Annotated in this window: 21 protein-coding genes and 1 pseudogene; 21 read left to right on the top strand and 1 reads right to left on the bottom strand. The window is 39.9% G+C overall.

The window, feature by feature from the left end:
- The first annotated feature begins 178 nt into the window (after positions 1-178).
- Positions 179-964 (top strand): VacJ family lipoprotein, encoded by a 786-nt coding sequence (locus N7386_RS06845; protein ID WP_279767642.1) that lies wholly within the window; start codon positions 179-181, stop codon positions 962-964.
- Between the two features lie 122 nt (positions 965-1086).
- Positions 1087-2190 (top strand): response regulator, encoded by a 1104-nt coding sequence (locus N7386_RS06850; RefSeq protein WP_279767644.1) that lies wholly within the window; start codon positions 1087-1089, stop codon positions 2188-2190.
- A gap of 201 nt (positions 2191-2391) precedes the next feature.
- Here the strand turns inward: N7386_RS06850 and N7386_RS06855 are convergent, their stop codons facing one another.
- Positions 2392-3861, bottom strand: coding sequence for a peptide MFS transporter (locus N7386_RS06855; RefSeq protein ID WP_279767646.1), 1470 nt, complete (start codon positions 3859-3861; stop codon positions 2392-2394).
- Positions 3862-4335: 474 nt separating this feature from the next.
- Here N7386_RS06855 and rfaH point away from each other — a divergent pair, with 474 nt between their 5' ends.
- The 19 genes and pseudogenes from rfaH (at position 4336) to N7386_RS06950 (ending at position 25541) form a co-directional block, all read left to right on the top strand.
- Positions 4336-4836: a transcription/translation regulatory transformer protein RfaH gene (gene rfaH, locus N7386_RS06860; RefSeq protein ID WP_011716442.1), complete on the top strand. Its 501-nt coding sequence runs from the start codon at positions 4336-4338 to the stop codon at positions 4834-4836.
- Positions 4837-5499: 663 nt separating this feature from the next.
- On the top strand, positions 5500-8010 hold the full coding sequence (locus tag N7386_RS06865) for an SLBB domain-containing protein (protein ID WP_279767648.1): 2511 nt from the start codon (positions 5500-5502) through the stop codon (positions 8008-8010).
- Between the two features lie 117 nt (positions 8011-8127).
- Positions 8128-8561 (top strand): annotated as a pseudogene (locus N7386_RS06870) (four helix bundle protein).
- A gap of 201 nt (positions 8562-8762) precedes the next feature.
- Positions 8763-9737, top strand: coding sequence for a Wzz/FepE/Etk N-terminal domain-containing protein (locus tag N7386_RS06875; protein ID WP_279767667.1), 975 nt, complete (start codon positions 8763-8765; stop codon positions 9735-9737).
- 207 nt (positions 9738-9944) lie between these two features.
- Positions 9945-11024 carry a dTDP-glucose 4,6-dehydratase gene (gene rfbB, locus N7386_RS06880; protein WP_279767668.1) on the top strand — a complete coding sequence of 360 codons (1080 nt, stop codon included), beginning with the start codon at positions 9945-9947 and terminating at the stop codon, positions 11022-11024.
- 78 nt (positions 11025-11102) lie between these two features.
- On the top strand, positions 11103-11972 hold the full coding sequence (gene rfbA, locus N7386_RS06885; protein WP_279767669.1) for a glucose-1-phosphate thymidylyltransferase RfbA: 870 nt from the start codon (positions 11103-11105) through the stop codon (positions 11970-11972).
- The gene (gene rfbD, locus N7386_RS06890; protein ID WP_279767670.1) at positions 11969-12844 is read left to right on the top strand and encodes a dTDP-4-dehydrorhamnose reductase; all 876 of its coding nucleotides are present in this window, start codon (positions 11969-11971) and stop codon (positions 12842-12844) included. Before rfbA ends, rfbD begins: the two co-directional genes overlap by 4 nt.
- Before the next feature lie 53 nt (positions 12845-12897).
- The gene (rfbC, locus tag N7386_RS06895; RefSeq protein WP_279767671.1) at positions 12898-13434 is read left to right on the top strand and encodes a dTDP-4-dehydrorhamnose 3,5-epimerase; all 537 of its coding nucleotides are present in this window, start codon (positions 12898-12900) and stop codon (positions 13432-13434) included.
- Positions 13435-13444: 10 nt separating this feature from the next.
- Positions 13445-13864, top strand: a complete 420-nt coding sequence (locus N7386_RS06900) for an FdtA/QdtA family cupin domain-containing protein (protein WP_279767672.1) — start codon at positions 13445-13447, stop codon at positions 13862-13864.
- Positions 13842-14303, top strand: coding sequence for an acyltransferase (locus tag N7386_RS06905; protein ID WP_279767673.1), 462 nt, complete (start codon positions 13842-13844; stop codon positions 14301-14303). The genes N7386_RS06900 and N7386_RS06905 overlap by 23 nt, the downstream gene beginning before the upstream one ends.
- Position 14304: 1 nt before the next feature.
- A complete protein-coding gene (locus tag N7386_RS06910) occupies positions 14305-15408 on the top strand; it encodes a DegT/DnrJ/EryC1/StrS family aminotransferase (RefSeq protein WP_279767675.1) in 1104 nt (367 codons plus the stop codon).
- Positions 15405-16661 (top strand): O-antigen translocase, encoded by a 1257-nt coding sequence (locus N7386_RS06915; RefSeq protein WP_279767676.1) that lies wholly within the window; start codon positions 15405-15407, stop codon positions 16659-16661. The genes N7386_RS06910 and N7386_RS06915 overlap by 4 nt, the downstream gene beginning before the upstream one ends.
- Before the next feature lie 278 nt (positions 16662-16939).
- Entirely contained in the window at positions 16940-17977 is a 1038-nt protein-coding gene (locus N7386_RS06920; protein ID WP_279767678.1) for a glycosyltransferase family 4 protein, read from the top strand.
- Between the two features lie 1026 nt (positions 17978-19003).
- Positions 19004-19843, top strand: a complete 840-nt coding sequence (locus tag N7386_RS06925) for a hypothetical protein (protein WP_279767680.1) — start codon at positions 19004-19006, stop codon at positions 19841-19843.
- A gap of 7 nt (positions 19844-19850) precedes the next feature.
- On the top strand, positions 19851-20978 hold the full coding sequence (locus tag N7386_RS06930) for a glycoside hydrolase family 99-like domain-containing protein (protein WP_279767682.1): 1128 nt from the start codon (positions 19851-19853) through the stop codon (positions 20976-20978).
- A 26-nt stretch (positions 20979-21004) separates the two neighbouring features.
- Positions 21005-21919: a glycosyltransferase gene (locus tag N7386_RS06935; protein ID WP_279767684.1), complete on the top strand. Its 915-nt coding sequence runs from the start codon at positions 21005-21007 to the stop codon at positions 21917-21919.
- A gap of 15 nt (positions 21920-21934) precedes the next feature.
- Positions 21935-22906: an SDR family oxidoreductase gene (locus tag N7386_RS06940; protein ID WP_279767685.1), complete on the top strand. Its 972-nt coding sequence runs from the start codon at positions 21935-21937 to the stop codon at positions 22904-22906.
- Positions 22907-22915: 9 nt separating this feature from the next.
- The gene (locus tag N7386_RS06945; protein ID WP_279767686.1) at positions 22916-23470 is read left to right on the top strand and encodes a sugar transferase; all 555 of its coding nucleotides are present in this window, start codon (positions 22916-22918) and stop codon (positions 23468-23470) included.
- 130 nt (positions 23471-23600) lie between these two features.
- Entirely contained in the window at positions 23601-25541 is a 1941-nt protein-coding gene (locus N7386_RS06950; RefSeq protein WP_279767688.1) for a nucleoside-diphosphate sugar epimerase/dehydratase, read from the top strand.
- Positions 25542-25550: the final 9 nt, after the last annotated feature.

Below are 25550 nucleotides of genomic sequence, written 5' to 3' on the forward strand. Positions count from 1 at the left end.
AATTAACAATTGACCAAAATGTTTTGCCAAGTATGCTTATGCGCTTTGTAAAAACAACGACAGTTTCTCTGTCATACTAGAGTATGCCACTCAGGTGAATAATCTTTTATCGTCACTTGTCCTTGGTCACTTTAGCAAAACTCGATATCTAAGCAGTACATTTATTTAAGAGAGCAATATGAAGTTGAAATGGCTAGGGGTACTTTTAGGAATTGCATTACTGCCTAAGGTGTATGGGGCAGAGGCGACTGTACCTGAGACTACTCCAAAGGATACGGCTTCAGCAGTAAAGATTACTTACGATGACCCGCGTGATCCCTTTGAGGGGTTTAACCGTGCAATGTGGGATTTCAACTATCTGTATTTAGACCGGTATATTTATCGTCCTGTCGCACATGGATATAACGATTATCTGCCATTGCCCGCAAAAACGGGGATAAACAACTTCGTACAAAATTTGGAAGAACCGAGTAGCCTAGTTAACAACGCCTTACAGGGTAAATGGGGCTGGGCGGCAAATGCAGGTGGCCGTTTTACGGTGAACACCACAATCGGGTTACTCGGGGTATTTGATGTGGCCGATATGATGGGGATGCCACGCAAGCAAGATGAATTTAACGAAGTGCTAGGCTACTACGGCGTGCCAAACGGACCGTATTTTATGGCTCCCTTTGCCGGCCCCTATGTCGTGCGAGAACTCGCGTCGGATTGGGTTGATGGTCTATACTTTCCACTATCTGAGCTAACAGTGTGGCAATCCATTGTTAAATGGGGACTTAAGAGTCTTCATGCGAGAGCGTCGGCGATTGACCAAGAAAGGCTTGTTGATAATGCGCTCGATCCTTATACCTTTGTGAAAGATGCGTACTTACAACACATGGACTATAAAGTCTATGATGGCAATGTTCCTCAAAAACAAGAAGATGATGAGTTGCTCGATCAGTACATGCAGGAACTTGAGTAAGCTTATGCGCTGTACTTGGCTGTAAATCCTTTTTTGCAGCCAAGCCCTTGCCGTATTGAATGATTCTTCCGATGTCATGATTGAGTTATTGCTATCGCAATGAATGTTATTCGGGAATCTTTATGGCGTTAAATGATGTTTCTATTCTTTGGGTCGAAGACGACCCGGTCTTTAGGCAAATCGTCGCCACATTTCTTATTGGGCGCGGTGCCGAAGTTGTGCAGGCCTGCGATGGTGAGCAGGGACTGTCTATTTTTAAGCAACAACGTTTCGATATCATTCTTGCCGATCTCAGCATGCCTAAACTCGGTGGACTCGATATGCTCAAGGAAATGAGTAAATTAGAGCCGCTGGTGCCTTCAATTGTGGTCTCTGGTAATAACGTAATGGCGGATGTCGTTGAAGCTCTGCGTGTTGGTGCCTGTGATTATCTCGTTAAACCCGTCCCCGATTTATTTATCATCGAACAAGCGATAAAACAGGGGTTGCAACGACACCATTCTGATGATGTGACTCAAGCCGAGTTTGATGCTTTATCTAATCAAGAGCTTAAGGATAACTTGGTTCTGTTAGAACAAAGTGTCGAGGCAGCTAAGCAAGTTCAGCAGCAGCTATTTCCTGCCTCTAACATAAGCTATCCCACAGCCAAGGTGGATTACAGTCTGTTTAAGAGTAGCGATATCAGCAGTTACTTTATTGATTCCACTATGGTGGGTAGTGACTACCTCATCATGTACATGGCCCATCTCTATCCCGAAGATAATAGAGCGGCTTTTGCCTGTGTATTGCTGCGCAGTTTTGTTAACCAAAAGCTCAAAAGTTATCGTAGTGGCCAAAGCAAGACCATTATCGAGCCCTTCAATATGTTAAGTTATTTGAACGAGCGTTTAGTCAAATCTGGCCTCGATATCACAGTCGATATTATTTATGTCGCTATCGAATTAACACGCTATCGCGCCGCGATTGCGCAAGCTGGTAAGGGGCTGAGGTGTTATTTGCGTAATGATGAAGGTTTGAGCCCATTAGCGCTTTCTGAGAGCTTACAATTGGGGATGTTAGATTGGGGGAAACCGAGCATTCAGTTTCGCACTATATTGCCGCAGGAGCAGCTCTGTATTGCGACCAGTGAGCCTGAACACAAGCAGCAACTCTTAGAAAACCAATTTAAAGGCCTTGTTTATGATTCACAGTTACCAGCGGGTGGCTTTATGCAATTAAGTCTATAACTGTGGGGAAATTCACTATGCCACGACAGTGACTTTGTGCGTATCTATGACAACGAATGTGAAGGTTGGCGATGATTCTAAAATCGACTATTAACCAGAAATGTAATTGGAAATTAGCTCGATGGCTTAAGTTAATCTTCTATGCGACAAATAAAAAACGCTGCCATGGCAGCGTTTTTTATTGATTGAACCTAAAGCATATTAACGTTTAATCGCTTCATGCTCACCGGTAACGGCAATTTCATCTTCTAACGCTTCGGCTTCGTTGTGATGCTTGCTTTCTGCGCCATGCATCCAATCCACAAGTTTGTCGGCCATGAAGTATAAGATCACACCAGAAAGCGCAGCAGTAATCGCGATACCCGAGAAAATGGCCATTGCATTGGCGAGTTGTTCTTCTTTTTCACCGCCGTGGCCGATGAATGAACCCACTACGCCACCAATCTTGTTAGCAGCAGCAACGAACAGGAACCAAGAACCCATCATTAATGAAGCTATACGTAATGGGGCTAGCTTAGTCACCATAGATAAACCAATTGGTGATAAGCAAAGCTCACCCATGGTGTGGAAGAAATAAGCACCGACTAACCACCACATGCTCGATTTCGCTGAAGCATCGCCACCCATCTCAACAACGGCACCGATCATGAATAAGAAGCCAACGGCTAATAACACTAAGCCTAAAGCAAACTTAACAGGGGAGTTCGGTTCATTCTTACCTAAACGTACCCAAATCGAGGCTACAACAGGTGCGAAAATCACGATAAACATCGCGTTTAAGGATTGGAACCAAGTGGTTGGAACTTCCCAAGTACCGATCATACGGTCGGTAAAGTCATTCGTGAACAGGTTCATCAAGCCGCCAGCTTGTTCAAACCCCGCCCAGAAGATGATGGTAAATAAGCCCATCACCATGATGACTTTAATACGGTCACGCTCAACTTTGGTGAGTGGCTCTTTGCGAACTTCGCCTTTTTCTGCCGCTTTTTGCTTTTCAAGCTTAGCCGCAGGGGTTCTACCGATATCACCAAGTAACTTTTGCGCAAACACAAGTTGGATGATTAATGACAGGATCATACCAATACCGGCACAGATAAAGCCGGCTTGGAAGTTGCCATCATAAGCCGCCACCACAGAACCTACGATAATACCCGATAGGAAAGCACCGACGTTGATCCCCATGTAGAAAATGGTGAATGCACCGTCACGGCGATGATCGCCTTCTTCGTACAAATCGCCCACCATGGTAGAGATATTCGGCTTGAACAGGCCGTTACCTAAGATCAAGGTACCTAAGCCGACATAGAAAACTTCGGTTTCCATACCTGGTACCCAAGCGTGCGGCGTACCGAGAATAAATTGACCTGCGGCCATTAAAGTACCGCCAATCATAATCGCGCGGCGTTGGCCTAAAAAGGTGTCTGCTAACCAGCCACCGATAAGCGGCGTTAAGTAAACTAGGCCAGTGAATGTACCATAGAGTGAAATCGCATCGGCTTGCGTCCAACCTAAACCGTGTCCCCCTTCACTCTGCACTTTGTCCACTAAATACAGCACCAAAATGGCGCGCATTGCGTAATAACTAAAACGTTCCCACAGTTCTGTTGTAAATAGAAGGAACAGGCCCTTGGGATGACCAAGCATCGTCCCTTGTGGTTTTGCTACGCTCATGAAGTTTCCACCTTAAGCTCGTGATTGCCTGTGGCGCCCCTGTAACAGGATGATGTCACCACAGAAAAATGGTTGTTGCTCTTCTCATTTATCCACTGTGAATTCGTTGGTTTACTAAAGCTTTAAAGCAAGAGTAACTTGTTGAATTACGGCGGCTTTGGTATGAGTTATTGTTACGTTCTTATAATAAAAGTAATATTTTATAGCATTAAATTGAACGATTTCGCTAAAATCCCACCTTATATACCCTTTAAAAGTGGCTAAAGTCAATTTTGGCTTGCTAACTGGTGAGATTATCTGCAACTTACGGCAAAGGCCGATTAATGCTGATTTTACTAATATAAGTCATCATTGTTCATATACCGAGCGGCAATCCTTTTGCGCCAAAAAACTGCTTCCATCCCTATTCACAACTTTGCTATGATTGCGAGCCGTGAATGGACGTCACTTAACATAGGGTAGTGAGATTAGTAGATGAAGGCATGGTACCTTTTGTATTGTAAACCTCGAAGTGAAGCGAGGGCACAACAGAACTTAGCGCTTCAAAATTTAGAGACATACTTACCGATGGTTTCTGAAGAAAAATCTCAACGCGGGCAGAAGCGGATCTGTCGCGTACCTCTATTCCCAAATTATCTGTTCATCAATTTCGACCCAAGCCAAACCAGTGTTAAGCAGGTCAACTCTACTCGCGGCGTGAGCCGAATCGTCAATTGTCAGGAAAAAATGACGCCTATAGACGATCGTATTATTCACGCTATTCGCATGAAAGAATTAACGCCTTCCCAAGCGGTTTTAGACCACGAACTAGAACTAAAAACCGGGGAAAAAATTCGCTTTAAAGATGGGCCTTTTGTGGACTTAGAAGGTATTTTTCAAGAGAAATGCCCGAACAAGCGCTGTCATGTGTTGTTTAATATTATGGGGCAGAGCAAAGTCGTTACTGTTCCTCAGGATTCTGTTGTAAGGCTATAGCATGCTTTGAAATTAAGTATCTTGCTTTAGTTGTCCGCAAAATAGCGGGTTACCCGTTGCAATGCTTAAATTTTCTATAGCGCAATATGTAAAATATATGTTTCGGTTTTGGTGCAGGATTTTGCGCCTTTAAAAGAAATAAATAAGTATCATTTTGTACAGCATTTAAGCAGCAAGAGAGTACACGCATGATTTAATTAGGATATGTGATAAATCATATCCTTTCTGAGTGCTATCCTTAACCATGCTTGAAGTTAAGTTCTACTTAGATTTAGGTTCTAATAGAATTTGAAATTGGTGCAAAACTTAGTGTGACCAATTGAAAAATAAGGTTTTTCGCGTTGCGAAGGGGATTTTGGAGACCGCAATCCATGGGCGGTAGCGTGTCTGAATGACATCAAATCGATAGTTTCATTCGTTAAGCGAAGAATGCAGAAGGTCTTGTCTGGCACGCAGATTGGTAGCGTGTCAGGTTTCGATGAACTGCGCTGCTTTGCTGGTCTTCGGCCTCAAAGTTATAGCTCAAAGCGCCGCTCTGAAACGCTTGTAAGTTCGCTTTTAGAGTCTAGAACTGAGAAGTACATTGTTCTCGCTTGGCGAAGCCCAATCAGCCTTTAACGTTTTTAATGTTTTCCATCATTTTTACCCAATCGGAGATATCTGGTGTTACAACAATTCAAAAAATACATCAAAGCGGTTCCCAAAACCGCAATATTAGTTGGCATCACTGCCACTATATTGATGGGCGCACAGGCGCAAGCTATTACGCCCTCTCCGCAGATGATAGAGCAATTCAAACAATTACCTAAGTCAGAGCAAGAGCGTTTAGCTCGCCAATACGGTATTGATCCATCAATGATCACGGGAGCCTCAACTACTGCTACTGTTGTTGAAAACCCAACAGTGGTGACGCCGCGTGCGGCGACAAACAATGTTGTCGATCAATCTGAGGACGATAAACTTAACCAGGCAACCAAAACGGAAGCTAAAGTTGAAGCTATCGAAGATAGGAAAGAAAATCAGCTAAAACGCTTTGGCTATGACTTATTTGCGGGTTCTCCAAGTACGTTTGCTCCCGTTTCTGACGTACCAGTGCCTGCTGAATACATGATGGGCCCAGGTGATACCTTAAATGTGCAGTTTTTTGGTAAAGAAAATAATCAGTTCACGTTAACCGTGGGCCGTGATGGTGCAGTGCAATTCCCTAACTTGGGGCCTATCTCACTAGTAGGTTTAACCTTTGCTGAAACACGGGAGTTATTACAGCAAAAGATAAGCCAAAGCATGATAGGCATTGAGTCTAATATCACTATGGGTGAGTTGCGTTCTATTCGGATTTTTGTGGCGGGTGACGCTTACAAGCCAGGATCCTATACTGTATCTAGTTTATCCACTATTACCCAAGCCTTGTTTATTTCGGGTGGTGTGAATGAAATTGGTAGCTTGCGTGATATCCAATTAAAGCGCTCTGGTAAAACTATTGGCCGTTTAGACTTGTATGATTTATTGCTTCGCGGCGATGCTTCGGGTGATATGCGATTACAATCCGGTGATGTGGTCTTTGTTCCATCTACCGGGGGCACAGTGAGTGTCATTGGCGAAGTGCGTCGCCCTGCCATTTACGAACTTAAAAATAATGAAACCATGGCTGATGTGATTAACATGGCCAGTGGCTTAAACCCAGGTGCTTATCCTAAAGCCAGTACTATCGAACGTTATAGTCGTGAAGCTGTAAAAACCGTGGTAAGCGTAGATTTAACCGAAAATTCAGGTTTAAGTACGTTAGCTAAAAATGGCGACTTGCTTAATGTGCGCTCAGCTTCAAGCCGTATTGATAATGCCATTACGGTGTCTGGTGCTGTAATACGCCCTGGTAAATATCAATGGACAAATGGCCTAACCGTTGCCGATTTATTGCCTTCAATTTGGGGCGATTTAACCATCTCGGCAGACTTGGATTACAGCTTGTTGGTAAGAGAAATCAACCAACGTGGCGATATCGAAGTCGAGCGTATTAACCTCGGTCGCGCGATTGGTGAACCCAAATCACATTATAACCTTGAGCTAAAACCACGTGATTCAGTCATCGTATTTGACTATGCTGACCGTGAAGCTCTGCTTAAGCCCATCATCAAAAAGCTAAAAGAGCAAAGCCGTTTTGGTGATGCAGCGAAGCTAGTTAACATTAATGGTAATGTGCGCTTTCCTGGCCAGTATCCAATAACAGTTAATGCCGATGTAAAAGAGTTACTCATCGCAGCCGGTGGATTAGAGGAAGGAGCATATACCCTATCTGCAGAGCTGACTCGCCAACAAGTGTCTGAGCAAAACGGTGTCAGTGTAGAACATGTACAGCTTAGTTTAGACCGCGTTATGCAAAATGATCCGGCGGCCAATATCAAACTGCAAAGCCGTGACATCTTAACTGTACGTACTTTGCCAGATTGGCAAGAAACTCGTTGGGTCACCATTAAAGGTGAAGTTAAATTCCCTGGCACTTACAGTATCCAGCGCGGCGAAACTTTAAAACAAGTGCTGGCTCGTGCTGGTGGTATGACGAGTGATGCAGCACCACGCAGTGCGGTCTTTTTGCGCAAATCTATTCAAGAGAAAGAACAGCAAGAGCTTGCTAAGCTTGCCGATGAATTGCGCCGTGAGATTGCGGCAAAAGCCTTGACCAAAGACACGCCTACCGTTGGTTATAACGACGCACAAATGATGTTAAATCAGTTGGAAAACGTTAAAACGGTTGGTCGCTTAGTTGTCGATATCAATGCGATTGAATTAGGTATCGAAAGTGCCGATTTAATGCTAGAGGATGCAGATGCACTCTACATTCCACCTGCTAACCAGACGGTTTCTGTTATGGGTCAAGTACAGCACCCAAGTACTCATCGCTTTAAACCCGGTTTAAACTTTGAGCAGTATTTAGCCTTATCCGGCGGTCCACGTAAACGTGCTGACGAATCACGTACTTACATATTAAAAGCCGATGGCGCGGTACAAATGCCTGAATCTTCAATGTGGTTTACTGGCGGTAGCTCAATGGAACCTGGTGATACCATAGTTGTACCATTAGATACCGAATACAAAGATAATCTAACGTTGTGGACTCAAGTAACGAGCATTATCTACAACACCGCCGTTGCAGTATCCGCAATATCGGGGATATAGAAACTAGAATCTAGGACGGCCTTCGGCTTCTAGGACGCCACTGCGTGGTTCTAGAATCTAGAAGTCGCGTAGCGACGCTCTGCTTATCCTCGATTCTCGCGACTGAAAGGAGCTCTCATGCGATTCGAACAACTGGATGTTTGGAAAAGAGCTTCGAGATTATCTTGTCAAATATATCAAGTGACAGAATCAGTAAGTAATTGGGGTTTTAAAGATCAAATAACCCGTTCAGGATTATCTGTCCCTTCAAATATTGCTGACAAAAGTGCAGGAGCAACTTTTGAACGATGTGACTTTAGCATCGGTCTCGAAGAAGTAAGGTACATGGATGTACCGAGTAAGGTGAAGAGCGTGAAACACTAAAAGATCAAATTCGCTTTTTGTACTATGCCAAAGGCTCTCTAGGAGAGCTAGTCACCCAACTTTATATAGGTATTGAAGTTGGATATTTGGCAAAGGAACCCGCGTTACTTATGGTTCAAGAAGCAAAAGAATTAGCCAAAATCTTAGGTGCAATTATCAAACAAAAGCAAAGTAAGAGTAAAAGCTAAGAAGAACGCAGCAAAGAGCACTGCTCTACAACGGCCTTCGGCCTCTAGAACGCCACTACGTGGCTTTAGAATCTAGAAGTCGCGAAGCGACGCTCTGCTCTTTCTATAAGGGCGCAGCCCGCTCTGCTTTAAGCTTTTGCCTTTATAGAAGCGCAGCGCTCTCGCCGCGCAGCGTACTAGAATCTAGAATCTGAAGAACCAATGAACACACAAATTACTCAAAATCCAAATACCTATCAATCCGATGCTAGATTTCCGCAAGTACAAGAAGATGAAATCGACCTTCGTGAATTATTCTCGGTTATCTGGCAAGGCAAATGGCTCATTATTGCCATAACTACTGTTTTTGCCATTGCCTCTGTAGTCTTTGCTATTTTACAGCCCAATATTTATAAATCCGAGGCTTTGTTAGCGTCCGCATCAGAGGAGCAGGGCGGTGGCTTAAGTGCCTTAGCCTCACAGTTTGGTGGTTTAGCTAGCCTTGCAGGGGTTAATCTCGGTGGTAAAGGTGGTACTGATAAAACCCAGCTTGCGATTGAAGTATTAAAATCCCGCCAATTTACCAGTGAGTTTATTCAAAAGCATAATATTCTTGCTGATTTAATGGCTGCGAAAAAATGGGATAGGGATACGGATAAGATTATCTATGACCCTGAGTTATACAACGAGCAAACAAATACTTGGGTGCGCGATGTAGAACCACCATTTAAACCTGAGCCATCTATGCAAGAAGCCTATAAAGAATTCAGTAAAATGATTGCTGTCAATAAAGATAAAGAGACTGCAATGGTGACTATTTCGGTAGAGCACTTATCCCCAACCGTTTCCCAGCAATGGGTCACTTGGTTAATCCAAGATATTAATAAAGTGATGAAAGACCGTGATGTTGCAGAAGCGCACCGCAGTACTGAGTTTTTAAATCAACAAATCGCCTTAACCAATGTCGCAGATATCAAAACCGTACTTTATAAACTGATCGAAGAGCAGGCTAAAACGATTATGTTTGCCGAAGTACGTGATGAATATGTATTCAAAACTATCGATCCCGCATTAGCGCCTGAGGAAAAGGCTAAACCTAAACGCGCACTAATATGCGTACTAGGCACTATGCTCGGCGGTATGTTAGGTGTGATGTTGGTGCTGGTAAGGCATTTTATGAGAAAAGAGCAAAACTAGAGATTTAAGGGCCTATTGGGACTGTTTTCAGAAAAACGGTAAAACCTAGGCTTTACGTGGGATAGCAAAGATAAAGCTGTCTCAAAATGAATAAAAGTGTCTCCGCTGGGTTTGAAAAGCTGAGGTACAAAAGTGAAAAATTTCAGTGTTTGTCCCCCTTCATTGACCATCAAAATGGTTACGTTCAACAATTATTGGTAGTAAATAATGAAAATACTAGTTACTGGCGGCGCTGGTTTTATCGGCTCAGCAGTCGTTCGTCATATCATCAGCAATACTCAAGATAGCGTAATTAACCTTGATAAGTTGACTTATGCTGGCAATTTAGAATCACTTGTAAGTGTTGCGGCAAGTGAGCGTTATGCATTTGAGCAAGTCGATATTTGTGACCGTGCTGAGCTGGATAGAGTCTTTTCACAACACCGACCCGATGCAGTTATGCATTTGGCTGCAGAGTCACATGTTGACCGTTCAATTACTGGCCCAGCAGATTTTATTCAAACTAATATTGTGGGTACTTACACGCTACTTGAAGCTGCACGCCATTACTGGATGCAACTTGATGGTGAGCGTAAATCAGCTTTTCGTTTTCATCATATTTCAACCGATGAAGTGTATGGTGATTTACCACACCCAGATGAGCAAGAAAGCCAAGCAGTAAAACAAGAGCTACCTTTATTTACTGAAAGCACGCCCTATGCCCCAAGCAGTCCATATTCTGCTTCTAAAGCATCAAGCGATCATTTAGTACGTGCATGGCTACGTACCTATGGCTTACCGACGATTGTAACCAATTGTTCCAATAACTATGGCCCGTATCACTTTCCTGAAAAGTTGATCCCGCTGGTTATCCTAAATGCCCTCGAAGGCAAGCCATTACCTATTTATGGTAAAGGCGATCAGATCCGTGATTGGCTATATGTTGAAGACCATGCTCGCGCACTTTATAAAGTAGTTACTGAGGGCAAAATTGGTGAAACCTACAATATTGGTGGTCATAACGAGAAGCAGAACTTAGAAGTGGTACAAACCATCTGTAGAATCTTAGATTCATTAGTGCCTAAAACCACGCCTTATGCTGAGCAAATTACCTATGTTACAGATAGACCCGGCCACGATCGTCGCTATGCCATTGATGCAAGCAAAATGAGTGCTGAGCTTAATTGGCAGCCACAAGAAACTTTTGAGACTGGTCTACGTAAAACAGTTGAATGGTATTTAGCTAACCAAGAATGGTGCCAGAATGTTCAAGATGGTACTTATCAGCGTGAGCGTTTAGGTATCTAATCCCTTTTACTATTCTGTTTTAACGCCCTTATTTTTTCTTTAAACCTAGGGCCTAAATATCTAGGAGCTTATTTTTTGATGAAAGGAATTATTTTAGCTGGTGGTTCAGGTACGCGTTTATATCCATTAACTCGTGGTGTATCTAAACAACTATTACCAATTTATGATAAACCTATGATTTACTATCCTTTATCCACGCTTATGTTAGCTGGGATTCGGGATATATTGATTATTACTACCCCAGAAGATAACGATAGCTTTAAACGCCTATTGGGTGATGGTTCAGATTTTGGGATCCGTTTGCAATATGCAGTACAACCCAGTCCCGATGGTTTAGCGCAGGCTTTTATCATCGGTGAAGAATTTATCGGCGATTCGAATGTTTGCTTAGTGCTTGGTGACAATATTTTTTATGGTCAATCATTTTCCAAGACACTTAAAAATATTGCAGGTCGTCCGTCAGGCGCTACTGTTTTTGGGTATCAAGTGAAAGATCCCGAACGTTTTGGTGTTGTTGAATTCGATGCTGATATGAAGGCTATTTCTATTGAAGAAAAGCCAACAAAGCCTAAGTCTAATTACGCAGTCACGGGCCTTTATTTTTACGATAACAAGGTGGTTGAACTGGCAAAAGAGGTTAAACCGTCACATCGCGGCGAGCTTGAGATCACCACCCTTAATGACATGTACTTAAATGCGGGTGAGTTAAATGTTGAGCTACTCGGGCGTGGTTTTGCATGGTTAGACACCGGAACACACGAGAGCCTGCATGAAGCATCCTCTTTTGTGCAAACTATTGAGCATGTTCAAGGGTTAAAGGTAGCGTGTTTAGAAGAAATCGCCTATCGCAATGGCTGGTTAACTGTTGACGAACTCAAAGAACTCGCGAAACCCATGCTGAAGAATGACTATGGGCTGTATTTGGCACATTTGGCAGATAAGAAATGAAAATCCTTATTACTGGAACTAATGGCCAAGTGGGTAGCTGCCTAGTCAAAATCTTAAACCAGATGCCCGAGATTGAGTTTTTAGCGGTAGGTCGCGATCAGCTGGATATTACTGATCCTGATGCAGTAAACAAACTTGTTAGTGAATTTAGGCCAAATGCAATTATTAATGCGGCGGCGCATACGGCTGTAGATAAAGCGGAACAGGAAGTTGAGCTATCCTACGCCATTAACCGCGATGGCCCACAGTTTTTAGCCCAAGCGGCTAACCGTGTTGGTGCCATAATATTGCATATATCCACCGACTATGTGTTTGCAGGCGATAAAGTCGGTGAGTATGTAGAGACCGATGTTGTTGCGCCTCAAGGGGTATATGGCCAAAGTAAACTGGCGGGCGAACTTGCTGTTGCAGCCGCTTGCCCACGCCATATCATATTGCGAACCGCTTGGGTGTTTTGTGAAACCGGCAATAACTTCGTTAAAACCATGCTGCGACTAGCCCAAACCCGTGATGAACTCGGTGTGGTCGCAGACCAATTTGGCGGTCCAACCTATGCCGGTGATATTGCCAATGCGCTTATCCTAATGGCTAAAGCGTTGCACATGGGCAATAACCACTATGGGATTTATCATTTTGCTGGCCTGCCACATGTTAGCTGGCATCAATTTGCCATGGAGATTTTCGCCAAAGCAAAAAAGCAAGATGTGCTTAATAAAGACGTCTTGGTTAATGGCATTACTTCAGATCAATATCCTACTCCAGCTAAACGTCCTGCAAACTCGAAACTGGATTGTCGCAAAATAGAGCAAAGCTTTGGTATTAAACCCTGCGACTGGCAAGCAGCTTTAAATAATCTGAATAATTATGCATGAATGATACTGTAATTGCATATTACACTAATTACTAATCGCAACTAATGAATAACATGAAAATTATTGATACAATAATCCCAGATGTAAAAATCATCGAGCCTAAAGTATTTGGTGATGAAAGAGGTTTCTTCTTTGAAAGTTTCAATCAGCAGTTATTCGAATCTGCTGTTGGTTATCCTGTTAAATTTGTGCAGGACAATCACTCTAAATCGAGCAAGGGAGTATTACGAGGTTTACATTACCAACTTTCCCCACACGAACAAGGTAAATTAGTCCGTTGTGTGGTGGGGGAGGTATTTGATGTTGCCGTGGATATACGCAAAAATTCACCAACATTTGGACAATGGGTTGGTGTCTATTTATCGGCTGAAAACAAGAAACAATTATGGATTCCTTCGGGATTTGCACATGGATTTGTCACCTTGAGCGACACTGCAGAGTTTTTGTATAAGACTACTGATTATTATCATCGTGAGAGTGAAGGTGCGATTGCGTGGAATGATCCTGAGTTAAAAATTGAATGGCCCATTGAAAGTGTTTTGCTTTCAGAAAAAGATCGACAAGCACCGATGTTTATAAATCTAAAGTGAGAATTATATTATGCTTGTCAATATAATTGACTTCAATACTCTTGGTGATGAACGTGGTTCATTAATTGCCCTAGAGGCTAATAACCAAATACCGTTTGAAATTAAAAGGGTATATTATCTTTTTGCAACCAAACCGGGCGTCGCTCGCGGCTTTCATGCTCACAAAGCACTTAAACAAATCGCGATTTGTTTAAAAGGCTCTTGCCGCTTTGTAATGGACGATGGTAAAGACAAACAAGATGTGATCTTGGCAACGCCAAACAAAGGCTTGCTAATTGATGCCATGCAGTGGCACGAGATGTACGATTTTTCTGAAGACTGCGTTTTGATGGTGCTGGCTGACCAAGTTTATGATGAATCGGACTACATTCGCGAATATTCAAAATTTATTGAGGCAGTAAATTCCCATGTTTATTCATCAGCTAAGTGATGTACAAAGTTGCAAAATCGGTGAAGGTACTCGTGTGTGGCAGTTCGCAGTTGTGCTACAAGATGCCACTATTGGTCGTGATTGTAATATTTGTGCCCATACCTTGATTGAAAACGATGTGGTGCTAGGAGATAACGTAACCGTTAAATCTGGCGTATATATTTGGGATGGTACCACCATTGGAAATAATGTCTTTATAGGTCCTTGTGCGACTTTTACCAACGATAAAATGCCTCGTTCTAAAGTTTACCCTGATACATTTTCTAGAATAACCATTGAGGACCATGCCTCTATAGGTGCAAATGCCACTTTATTACCCGGCATCACGATTGGCAAGCATGCAATGGTGGGGGCTGGTTCTGTGGTGACTAAAGATGTGCCTGCGTATGCTGTGGTAGTCGGTAATCCAGCCAAAATTATTAAATTTATAGAGCAGTAATATGATCAACTTTCTTGATTTAAAAGCCATTAATAACCAATACCAGCAAGAACTGAAAGATGCTTGTGCACGGGTGATCGACTCTGGTTGGTATATCATGGGCAATGAGCTTACCCAATTTGAAGCTGAATTTGCCGCGTACTGCGGCACTAAACATTCGATAGGTGTGGCCAATGGACTCGATGCACTTATTCTTACTTTGCGTGCATGGAAAGAGCTGGGGAAATTAAGTGCTGGTGATGAGGTCATTGTACAGGCAAATACCTATATAGCTTCTGTGTTGGCAATAACTGAAAATGATCTCGTGCCAGTATTGGTAGAACCAAATCTAGGTAGTTATAATCTCGACCCCGAAACACTAGTCGCTGCCATTACCCCAAAGACAAAAGCGATCTTACCAGTGCATCTTTATGGTCAATTGTCGCCAATGCCAGAAATTATGGCGATTGCTAATGCTCATAACCTACTGGTATTGGAAGATTGTGCCCAAGCCCATGGCGCTGAAATTAATGGTAAGCGTGCTGGTAACTGGGGGGATGCCGCTGGTTTTAGTTTTTATCCGGGAAAAAATCTTGGTGCCCTTGGCGATGCAGGTGCTATCACTACAAATGACGATGAACTGGCACAAACCCTCAAAGCACTACGCAACTATGGTTCCCATAAAAAATATGAAAACCTCTATCAGGGGGTAAATAGCCGTCTTGATGAAATTCAAGCTGCAATGTTGCGAGTTAAACTACGGCATTTAGAAGCTGAAACCTTGCGTCGACAGAATATTGCTAAAGCATATCGTGATGAGATTAGTAATCTACTAATAACGCTACCGTGTGTGAATGAGGAACTCGCACATGTGTGGCATCTTTTTGTGGTGCGCTGTGAAAACCGTGAAGCATTACAACAGTATTTGTCTGATAAGGGAATTCAAACTTTAATTCATTACCCTATTCCGCCACATAAACAGCAGGCTTATGGTCATTATGCTGATTTACAACTACCGCTAACTGAGTTAATACATCAGCAAGTGCTTTCTATTCCGCTTGACCCAACCATGAATGCTGAAGATATCGCTAAAGTTATTGAAGCGATGAATGAGTTTGCTCGATGAAGCGTTTGCTTAAAGTCACTGCCATGACAGCGTTATTAACTTTGCTACGTATGTTGATGGGTTTTGTGATTGCTAAAGTGGTTGCTATTTATACTGGCCCTACTGGTTTGGCGATGCTTGGGCAAGTACAAAGCTTAGTAGGTAGCTTGAACGGAATTATTAATGCGCCCGCTGGTAGCGGTGTGGTGCGTTTTACCGCTGAAAATAAGGAACAAGGGTTTGACGCTTGCGCACCTTGGTGGCGCGCAGCGATGCAATGGGTGCTAATCATCTCGGCTATTACAATTCCCTTTGGCGTATTATTAGCCAAGCCTATTGCCAGTAGTTTATTTAAAGATTCGAGCTTAGCTTGGGTGGTGGTGGCGACAGTCTGTGTATTGCCCTTTGCTGCAATTGGCACCTTATTTAATTCGGTGATTAATGGTCAACAGTTATACCGCCGTTATGTCTGTCTTGGGATGATCTCGTCGCTAGTTTCTGGCGGCGTGATGTTGGCCATGATCTCTCTGCACAATATTGAGGGCGCACTGTTAGCCGCTGCGATACAAGCAGCCTTGATTGGCGTGGTTATGTTAATCGCTAACCTGCGCCAGCCTTGGTTTAAATTGTGTTATTGGTGGGGGGCGGTAGAGTCCAAAGCCCGTAAAGACATTGGCGGCTATATGCTGATGGCAATCACCAGTGCCTTGACTATGCCTATGTCGTTAATCTTGGTGAGAAATATTTTAATTGACCAAGTTGGTTGGGATGCCACAGGCCAATGGCAAGCGGTATATAAAATCTCTGAAGTCTATTTGGGGATGATCACCATGGCGCTTGGCACCTATTATTTGCCACGCTTAGCATCACTTAGCGGTGTTGAAGCAATTGTCAGTGAAATTAATAAAACTGCAAGGGTAATTATCCCGATTGTAGCTGTTATGGCGCTTGGGGTGTATTTTTTACGGGATGTGGCTATTACCTTATTATTTACTGATGAATTTCGTTCTGCCCGTGAGTTATTCGCCATTCAATTAACTGGCGATGTAATAAAAATAACTAGTTGGCTTTATGCTTATCCTATATTGGCCAAGGGTTGTTTTCGGTGGTTTATAATTACTGAGATTTTATTTTCTGTTTTGTTTGTTTTATTTTCTTATTATTTTATAGCTAAATATGGTTTGCAAGGTGCTTGCATTGCGTACGCTGCGAACTATTTGTTATATTTTTTTGTGGCGTTATTTCTTTTAAAAAGACTTCATTTAAAATGTTAGAATTTATAATGTGTCTCTAGTGAATACTAATATTGTTTGAAAGTAAACACACTTAATTCTTTGAACTTTATATTAAGGTATAGTAATTTTTTGTTTCCAAGTTTTACTTAAATTTGATTAGACGTGGTTAATTAAATAGCCCATAGTATTTTTTTGGTGTTACCATGTGGCTATTTAGATTGTATATGATCGGTTATAAATATTTCGTGGCGTTTTACTTACATTATAGTATGTTACTTGAATAGTGTCTGAATAAGCTACAGATTAGAGGTTTCAAAGTGAAAGTTGTTATTCCAATGATGGGGATGGGGCGGTCTGGTGGTGAACGAGTTCTCGCAAAACTTGCAAATGCATTAGTTGACAAAGGAGAGGATGTATATATTGTTGCTCCAGAAAGTAATTGCTTGCCTTATTATCCGTTAGATTCAAAAATTGTAATTTTGAAATCTAAAGTTAAGAGAACAAGATTCAAATTTTTAAATTTCTTTTTTAATATGTATTATTTGCTATGTAAATCTCGTGCTGTAAATGCGGATGTCGCTATTGCAAATTATCATTTAACTGCTTATATAGTTGCTTTGCTTAAAAGTTCAGTTAATAAGTTTTACTATATACAGGCTTACGAGGTTAATTTTAGTAAACGCTATACACTTAAAATGCTCGCTTTTTTTTCCTATTTACTCCCATTAAAAAAAATAGTAAACTCAAAATTATTATTGCCAAGTTATATTAATAATTACATTGAAGTGATTCCTCCTGGTATAGATCTTGATTTATTTAAATCTATTAATAAGGAAATAGACACTAAAAAATTGAAAATTGGTTTTATAGGAAGGAGAGAGCCTTATAAAGGAAGTCGAGAGATAATTGATGTGTTATCTAAGTTTTATTTAAATAATAGGTTTGATTTTAGTTTAAATATTGCTGTATATATGGATGTTAATTGGATGAACAAAATTGAAAGTTTCAATTTTTATGAAATCCATAACGATGAACAGTTAGCTGATTTTTATAGATTAAATGACATCATTATTGCGACAGGTTTGATTGAGGATGGTGCATTTCATTATCCATGCGCAGAGGCTATTGCATCAAATTGTCTCGTTATCTCAAACTATGCACCACTTGTTAATGGTGAAAGTATCTTGAGTTTAAAGAGTTTTGATAAAGAGGAACTAGCGAAGAAGATTGAACAATGTTTCGAATTAAGTCAGTCTGATATAATAAATGAGTTAGCCTCAAACTATCAATTAGTTAAAGATTCTTCGTGGAGTATTGTAGGTGATAAGTTTCATAAAATTTTACTCCACATGTAAGTTTGCTATGATGGTTATTTAACTTATGATAAATGCTTATAAGTTTTATACATTTCTCTTACTATGCATATTTACTCTTTTTGGAGCATTAAAGCCTATTGATTTATTGCCCGATATGATGACCTATAAAGAGTACTTCGAAAGTGTAAAATTAGACTCGATAATTCTTGTTGAGTTTAGTTATGTATTCTTGTCACGATTAGTCTTACTTTTTAGTGATTCGTTTCGTTGGGTTATTCTCTTTTATGTATTTACTGCTTTGTATATTAAGTTCTTATGTTTTAGATTGTTTGAGTATAAGTATTTAATTTTATTAATGTACTTATGTTCTCTTTTAATATTGCATGAATTTATTCAGATTAGGATTGCTCTGGCATTATCCTTTTTATTGCTAGGGGTAGTCCTTAGCTATAATAATAAATTAAAATCTATCATTTGTTTCTTTCTTGCTTTGTTTTTTCACACTTCTGCAATATTGTTCGTACTATTCTTTTATTCAGCTAAGTTGGTTGAGAGAAATAGAGGGTTGGCGATTTGTTTTTTTATTGGATTTTTTTCAATTTCTATTTTCTTTTTAGATTTTTTAAATCTGCTTAGTTTCTCTTTTTCTAATTATATTTTTGATAAAGTGATGATATATGTTAATGCAAGCTCTCATATGAATGAAGGTGTTAACATGTTCTCATTTAGAATTGTTGTACTATATATAATCCTTTTATTGTTTTCATTAAAACTATATAAAATTACGCGGTTTGATTTTATTATTTATTTCTGTGTTATTTCATTGTTGATATTTGCTATTGGATTAAGGTCATTGCCCGATTTATCTTTTAGGTTTATTGATATGGCAATATTTTTTTCAATATTTATGATTGCTAATTTAAGAAGGTATTACTCAGTTTTTTGTTTTTACTTAATGTCATCAGTATTCATTATTTCTTCAGTCTATTATAACTATCGTCTTCTTGGTTACATATTTTATTAGACTTACATGATAGGTTTTAGCTTTAAAAATTTGGTGGGTTCATGTGTAATATTAATTTGACAGTTGTGGTTGTAATATATAACAAAAATTTTTTTGAGAGCAGTACGTTAACATCTTTGTTGCGTCAAAACTTTGGACGTGAACAAGGTGAGTGTAATTTAGTTTTAAACTTATTTGATAATTCTAGTGATCCTTGTATTTCTGAAGATGAACTTAGATTGTTAAAAAATATGTTTTCTGTTAATTATAAGCATGATAATAGAAATTTACCACTAAGTGAAATTTATTCTTCACAATTCAAAGATGTAATAAATGGTCATTATATTTTAATTCTAGATGATGATACAGACTTGCCCTGTAATTTCATTGCCAATTTTTTCAATGATGCGATTAAAAACCTTTTAGAGCCCAATATCGTTTTTTTGCCAAAGGTTAATGTTTCAGGTAACTTAATAAGTCCGTATAAAAGTTATTTTGTTTTTTCTCGACCAATTAACTCGTACACATCGGGGAGAGCAAGAGGCTTATCTGCAATTAATAGTGGTATTATTATTAAAAAATCGGAGTTGTTGGACAGTTTTTCATATCCTATGTACAGTTCTTTTTACGGAACTGACACAGTGCTTTTTGATTATTTTAATAAAAATAATTATAATTTTTGGGTTATGGATTTGTTTTTAGAACATGACTTATCATTTCATCCTTCAAGTGATAAAAAAATATATTTGAGCTCTTTGTCTAAAGTTATAAATTTTTGGGTGGACCATTATAGTAAGAGTAATTTTAAATCTATGCTTTTAAGAGTTTATATTTTTTTACTTTCCTTGAAGTTATCTCTTAAGTATAAAGAGTTTATCAATTTGTTTAAATATTTCAAGTGAGCTACCAATGAGTTGTTACAAAATTTTTCCTCTTTATTTCCCTCAGTTATATTCGATTCCTGAAAATGATAAATGGTGGGGAGACGGTTTTACTGACTGGGAGTTGGTAAAAAGCGCTAAACCTTTATTCCAAGATCATTTTCAACCAAGAAGACCTCTATATGGTCATCTTGATCAATCTCTACCGCAGACTATTGAAAAACAGTGTAGTATAGCTAAGTCATTTGGAATTAGTGGTTTTAATTTCTATCACTACTGGTTTGATGGTAAAGTTTTGCTTGATGCACCTGTTACTAATCTACTTAATAATCCTGATATTCAATTTGAATTTTTCTTTACTTGGGCTAATGAAAATTGGACACGACAGTGGATTGGTAAACCGGGTGAAATTCTTGTAAAAAATAGTTATGAGCGTTCAGATGTGTTGTGGAATAATCACTTTGAATATTTATTGCGATTTTTTAATGACTCGAGGTATACAAAAATTGATGGAAAGCCAATTTTCTGCATTTATCGTCCTGAAATTATTCCAAATTTAGATGATATGCTAGATTATTTTAATACTCGTGCAATTCAAGAAGGGTTTTCTGGTATACACTTTATTGCTATGAGAGCTTATATCTTATCTGGATCGCAAAAAATCTACAATAAATTCGAATCTGTTATTAATTTTCAACCAAGATTCGCAATAAATAAGTATTTGGCTTCACGTTCAAAACTTACTAAATATTTAGAATCTTTTGCTCGGAAATTACCCGAAAGCATGCAGAGTATCTTAACTAGATTTGTCAGTAACAAAAGTTACCGAATATATTCTTATTCTGATTATATAAATAGTTTAAAAAATAAAGATGATTATAATTGTTATGGTAAGGAATGTTATCAGATAGTTTTCCCCGATTGGGATAATACTGCAAGATATGGAGATAAAGCCACTTTATTCTCCAATGTTTCTATTCCACAATTTAAGTGTGCAATTGACACGGTTGTTGATGGTCAAAAAAACTTCAAAAATAAGATTCTCTTTATAAATGCTTGGAATGAATGGTCCGAAGGCGCATATATTGAACCAGATGAAATAAATACCTATAAAAAATTAGAGATTATTAAATCATTCGCTAGCTCTGATTGTTGATTTCTTTATATGAAAAGTGAAAGCTGATGTCTATTAATACTGTGGATAATATGCCAACTTGTGCTGTTTTGTTGGCTGCTTTTAATGGAGTTAACTGGATTGATGAACAGTTAACTTCAATTCTTTCTCAAAAAAGTGTTTGTTTGACTGTTTATATTAGCGTTGATGTTTCAAGTGACGGAACTTATGAATATTTACTTGATAGATATGGTCATCATTTGAATGTCAAAATTTTGTCTAGTCATATTCGTTTCGGGGGGGCTGGTAGAAATTTTTATCGGTTATTAAAGGATGTTGAACTTAGTTTTTATGATTATATTTCTTTTAGTGACCAAGATGATATTTGGCCGAATGATAAGTTAATCAAAGGTATTGAGAAACTTCAGTTTTATGATTGTTATTCTGCAAACGTTACTGCTTTTTGGGAAAATGGATATAATGTTTTAATTGATAAAGCTCAATCACAACGCGAATGGGACTTTTTGTTTGAAGCCGCTGGTCCTGGTTGTACTTATGTTTTTAAGAACGACGTTGCAGTTAATTTCAGGTCCTGGTTAATTCAGAATTACGAGCAGATAGGTAAAGATATCGCTTTGCATGACTGGCTTTTTTATGCTTTCGCACGAAAAAATGGTTATAACTGGTATATTGATCCGCAACCTATGATGCTTTATCGTCAGCATGCGAATAATCAAGTCGGGACTAATAATAATTTGGCTTCTGCTTTAAAGCGCCTTAAATTGATAAAAAGTAATTGGTATCGAAAACAATCTGTAAAAATTGCAGAGTATTTAAATATTCAAAGTGAACCTATTGTTAAATGTGGTTTGAATAATGGATATATCGGAAATTTATATTTGTTGTTACATATAAACAAACTTAGAAGAAGAATGCGTGATCGCTTCGCATTATCTTTGGTACTTTTACTGAATTTATTTTAATAGTTTTGGACTTTTATGATTTTATTAACCGGAGCTACAGGTTTTGTCGGAAGTGCAGTTTTATTTAAATTGTTGGAAGAGAAAGAGGTCGCGATTCGTACTTATGGCAGACGTTCACTTTCAGCATTAGGGAATAGTCGTAATCTAAGTATAGAACAAATATGTGGACCTATTACATCTGATACTGATTACTCTCTTGCCTTTAAGGATATTAGTGTAGTTATCCATTGTGCCGCCCGAGTCCATCTGATGCAAGATGATGAATCTAACCCATTGTTGTTATATCGAGAAGTAAATACTGAAGGTACGTTGAATCTTGCTAAACAGGCAGTAAATGCTGGAATAAAACGCTTCATTTTTGTTAGCAGTATTAAGGTTAATGGGGAAAGTACTGAACTCGGTAAGTCTTTTACCTACAGTGATATTAGAAGTCCACAAGATCCATATGGCGTTTCTAAATCTGAAGCAGAGCATCATTTGATTGAGTTATCCAAAGAAACAGGTTTAGAACTTGTCATCATTCGTCCTACTTTAGTTTATGGACCCGGTGTAAAAGCAAATTTTGCATCATTGATGAACTTGGTTTCTAAAGGAATTCCGCTGCCATTTGGTTGTATTACTCAAAATAAACGTAGTTTGGTGTCTGTTACCAATCTTGTTGATTTAATCATTACCTGCATTGACCATCCTAAAGCGGCTAATCAAGTATTCCTTGTTTCTGATGACCATGATGTTTCGACTTCTGAAATGGTTCATGAAATGGCAAAGGCACTAGATAAGCCTTCAATGCAACTCCCGATCCCCATTTGGTGTTATAAATTAGCGGGTAAACTATTTAACAAATCAGATGTGGTGGATAGGTTAACAGGTTCATTACAGGTTGATATCTCCCACACGAAACAAACTTTGGGTTGGAAGCCACCTCAGACTCTGCAAGAAGGCTTCAAACAAACAGCGCAAGCTTTTCTTCAAGCAAAAACTAAATGATGGTATAACATGATTCGTTTAATTGATTTTCTCGCAGCCTTCTTTGGACTGTTATTGCTATGGCCAATATTGCTCATCGTTACCATTATTGGTCTGTTTGATACTGGCTCACCGATTTTTATCCAAACTCGTGTCGGTAAGCATAAAAAGCCATTTAATTTGGTTAAGTTTCGTACAATGAGTAAAGATACCGCATCGGTTGCTAGTCATCTTGCAAGTAATGCAGCCATTACTAAGTTTGGCAGTTTTTTGCGAAAAACGAAAATTGATGAGTTGCCACAATTAATTAATGTACTAAAAGGTGAGATGAGTTTGGTTGGCCCTCGGCCCAACTTATTTAACCAAGAAGAGTTGATTGCTGAGCGTGATGCGTTAGGCATTTACAATGTTTTGCCTGGGGTGACGGGTTTAGCGCAAGTACAAAATATTGATATGTCTACACCTAAGCTGCTAGCTCAGACGGACAAGAAAATGATCGATACCTTAACTTTAAGCCGTTATTTTAAATATATCCTTATGACTGCTACGGGTAGTGGTAGTGGTGATGCTGTTAAGCCAAGTTAGTTATTGCATTTGGGTTTAGCTGTAACTCGTTATCTCATGTATACTCACTTGCTCGAAAGACTTGATGCCTGTTATCAATGCATAAGCTGTTACTAAATTTATGACTTTCTTAAATAAGTTGGAGCAAAAGATGGAATTTTTGCAATTTTTATTCTCGTTAAAACGTTCGCAAAAGCGTTTAGTCAGTGTTGCTGTAGACTCTGTGTTTTTGCTATTTGCTTTTTGGTTTGCATTACTTGTGCGTTTGGATTCGGCTGAGGTCTTACTTAAAGCCCAATACTGGGGGCTAATCGCGTTAACTATTCCTATCAGTATCGCCGCCTATGTAAGGCTGGGGCTTTATCGAGCAGTGCTGCGTTATATCGGTTCACAAGCTTTTACCGCAATAGTTGCAGGGGTTCTGGCGTCTACCGTTGTATTGGTTTTACTTGCCTATTACGGTGAGGTCGATTTACCTCGTACTGTGCCTTTTATTTATGCCGCCTTTGCTTTGGTGTTTGTGGGAGGGGCTAGATCGCTGATGCGTTCACTGGTGGGTGCCGGAATGAATCGCCGTGGTGAACCTGTAGTGATCTATGGTGCAGGTGTCAGTGGTCGTCAAACTGCCATTGCCCTTGCGCAAAGCCATGAATATCATCCAATTGCCTTTGTAGATGACGATGAAACTTTGCAAGGTACGGTAATTCAAGGCCTACATGTACATGCGCCGCAAGAGCTACGTAAGTTAATCAAGCAGAAAGCGACTACCCGTGTATTGCTTGCTATGCCGAGTGCTTCGCGTTCACGTAGGCAAGAAATTATTAATCAGCTTGAGCCACTTACTGTAAAAGTGATGACCTTACCCGCTATGGCAGATCTTGTTAGTGGGGATAAATTATTTAGTGATGTAAAAGAAGTAGAAATCGAAGATTTACTGGGCCGTGATTCTGTTGCACCTAGACAAAACCTATTGTCCGCTAACATCAAAAATAAAGTGGTGATGGTGACAGGGGCAGGGGGCTCGATTGGCTCTGAATTATGCCGGCAGATTTTAAAACAGTCACCTAAAAAGTTAGTGCTATTTGAGCTATCAGAATTTGCTTTGTACTCTATTGAACGTGAGCTCTGTGCTACTGCCCATGATTTGGGGATTGATGTGAGAATCTTACCTATTATGGGTTCTGTACAACGTGAAAATCGTGTACAAGCGGTAATGCAAGCCTTTAATGTACAAACTGTTTACCATGCAGCAGCCTACAAACACGTGCCTTTGGTTGAGCATAATGTGGTTGAAGGTGTTCGCAACAACGTATTTGGTACCTTGTATACAGCTAGAGCCGCCATTGCAGCAAAAGTTGAAACCTTTGTTTTGGTTTCTACCGATAAAGCCGTGCGCCCCACTAATATTATGGGTACCACTAAACGTATGGCCGAACTGGCATTGCAGGCGCTATCTAAAGAGTCGCATCAAACACGTTTTTGTATGGTACGTTTTGGTAATGTGCTGGGATCTTCAGGCTCAGTTGTGCCTTTGTTCCGTAAACAGATTGCTAATGGTGGCCCTGTTACTGTAACTCATCCTGAAATCACCCGCTTTTTTATGACCATTCCCGAAGCATCCCAGCTGGTTATTCAAGCAGGGGCAATGGGTAAGGGTGGCGATGTGTTTGTGCTTGATATGGGCAAGTCAGTCAAAATTGTTGATCTGGCGGCTAAAATGATCCGTCTCAGTGGTTTTGATGTGAAGGATGAAGCAAATCCCAACGGTGATATCGCAATTGAATTTACTGGCCTTCGCCCCGGTGAAAAATTGTATGAAGAGTTACTGATTGGCGATGATGTGACAGGTACAGACCATGAGCGGATTATGACTGCGAATGAAATTTGCCTGCCATGGGCTGAATTAGAGTTAATTCTTAATCGTTTAGATAAAGCTTGCCATGAGTTTAACCATGAGGCGATCCGTGAAATTTTGCTCTCGGCCCCGACGGGGTTTGCACCAACAGATGGTATTTGCGATTTAGTCTGGCAACAAAAGAAATCGTCTAAACCTATTGATGTTAAAGCTAAAGTAGTTAATTTGGTTTCTTAGTTTAAGTCA

The organism is Shewanella sp. GD04112 (genome assembly GCF_029835735.1).
In the GTDB taxonomy this organism is placed as follows: Bacteria; Pseudomonadota; Gammaproteobacteria; order Enterobacterales; family Shewanellaceae; genus Shewanella.

Bases quoted from the DNA above. Each gene is read 5' to 3' on its own strand.
- N7386_RS06915 (WP_279767676.1), top strand. From the start codon at position 15,405: ATGAAGCGTTTGCTTAAAGTCACTGCCATGACAGCGTTATTAACTTTG.
- rfbD (WP_279767670.1), top strand. From the start codon at position 11,969: ATGAAAATCCTTATTACTGGAACTAATGGCCAAGTGGGTAGCTGCCTA.
- rfbC (WP_279767671.1), top strand. From the start codon at position 12,898: ATGAAAATTATTGATACAATAATCCCAGATGTAAAAATCATCGAGCCT.
- N7386_RS06925 (WP_279767680.1), top strand. From the start codon at position 19,004: ATGTGTAATATTAATTTGACAGTTGTGGTTGTAATATATAACAAAAAT.
- N7386_RS06900 (WP_279767672.1), top strand. From the start codon at position 13,445: ATGCTTGTCAATATAATTGACTTCAATACTCTTGGTGATGAACGTGGT.
- N7386_RS06850 (WP_279767644.1), top strand. From the start codon at position 1,087: ATGGCGTTAAATGATGTTTCTATTCTTTGGGTCGAAGACGACCCGGTC.
- rfbA (WP_279767669.1), top strand. From the start codon at position 11,103: ATGAAAGGAATTATTTTAGCTGGTGGTTCAGGTACGCGTTTATATCCA.
- N7386_RS06950 (WP_279767688.1), top strand. From the start codon at position 23,601: ATGGAATTTTTGCAATTTTTATTCTCGTTAAAACGTTCGCAAAAGCGT.
- rfbB (WP_279767668.1), top strand. From the start codon at position 9,945: ATGAAAATACTAGTTACTGGCGGCGCTGGTTTTATCGGCTCAGCAGTC.
- N7386_RS06905 (WP_279767673.1), top strand. From the start codon at position 13,842: ATGTTTATTCATCAGCTAAGTGATGTACAAAGTTGCAAAATCGGTGAA.
- N7386_RS06935 (WP_279767684.1), top strand. From the start codon at position 21,005: ATGTCTATTAATACTGTGGATAATATGCCAACTTGTGCTGTTTTGTTG.
- N7386_RS06930 (WP_279767682.1), top strand. From the start codon at position 19,851: ATGAGTTGTTACAAAATTTTTCCTCTTTATTTCCCTCAGTTATATTCG.
- N7386_RS06940 (WP_279767685.1), top strand. From the start codon at position 21,935: ATGATTTTATTAACCGGAGCTACAGGTTTTGTCGGAAGTGCAGTTTTA.
- N7386_RS06855 (WP_279767646.1), bottom strand. From the start codon at position 3,861: ATGAGCGTAGCAAAACCACAAGGGACGATGCTTGGTCATCCCAAGGGC.
- rfaH (WP_011716442.1), top strand. From the start codon at position 4,336: ATGAAGGCATGGTACCTTTTGTATTGTAAACCTCGAAGTGAAGCGAGG.
- N7386_RS06945 (WP_279767686.1), top strand. From the start codon at position 22,916: ATGATTCGTTTAATTGATTTTCTCGCAGCCTTCTTTGGACTGTTATTG.
- N7386_RS06845 (WP_279767642.1), top strand. From the start codon at position 179: ATGAAGTTGAAATGGCTAGGGGTACTTTTAGGAATTGCATTACTGCCT.
- N7386_RS06910 (WP_279767675.1), top strand. From the start codon at position 14,305: ATGATCAACTTTCTTGATTTAAAAGCCATTAATAACCAATACCAGCAA.
- N7386_RS06875 (WP_279767667.1), top strand. From the start codon at position 8,763: ATGAACACACAAATTACTCAAAATCCAAATACCTATCAATCCGATGCT.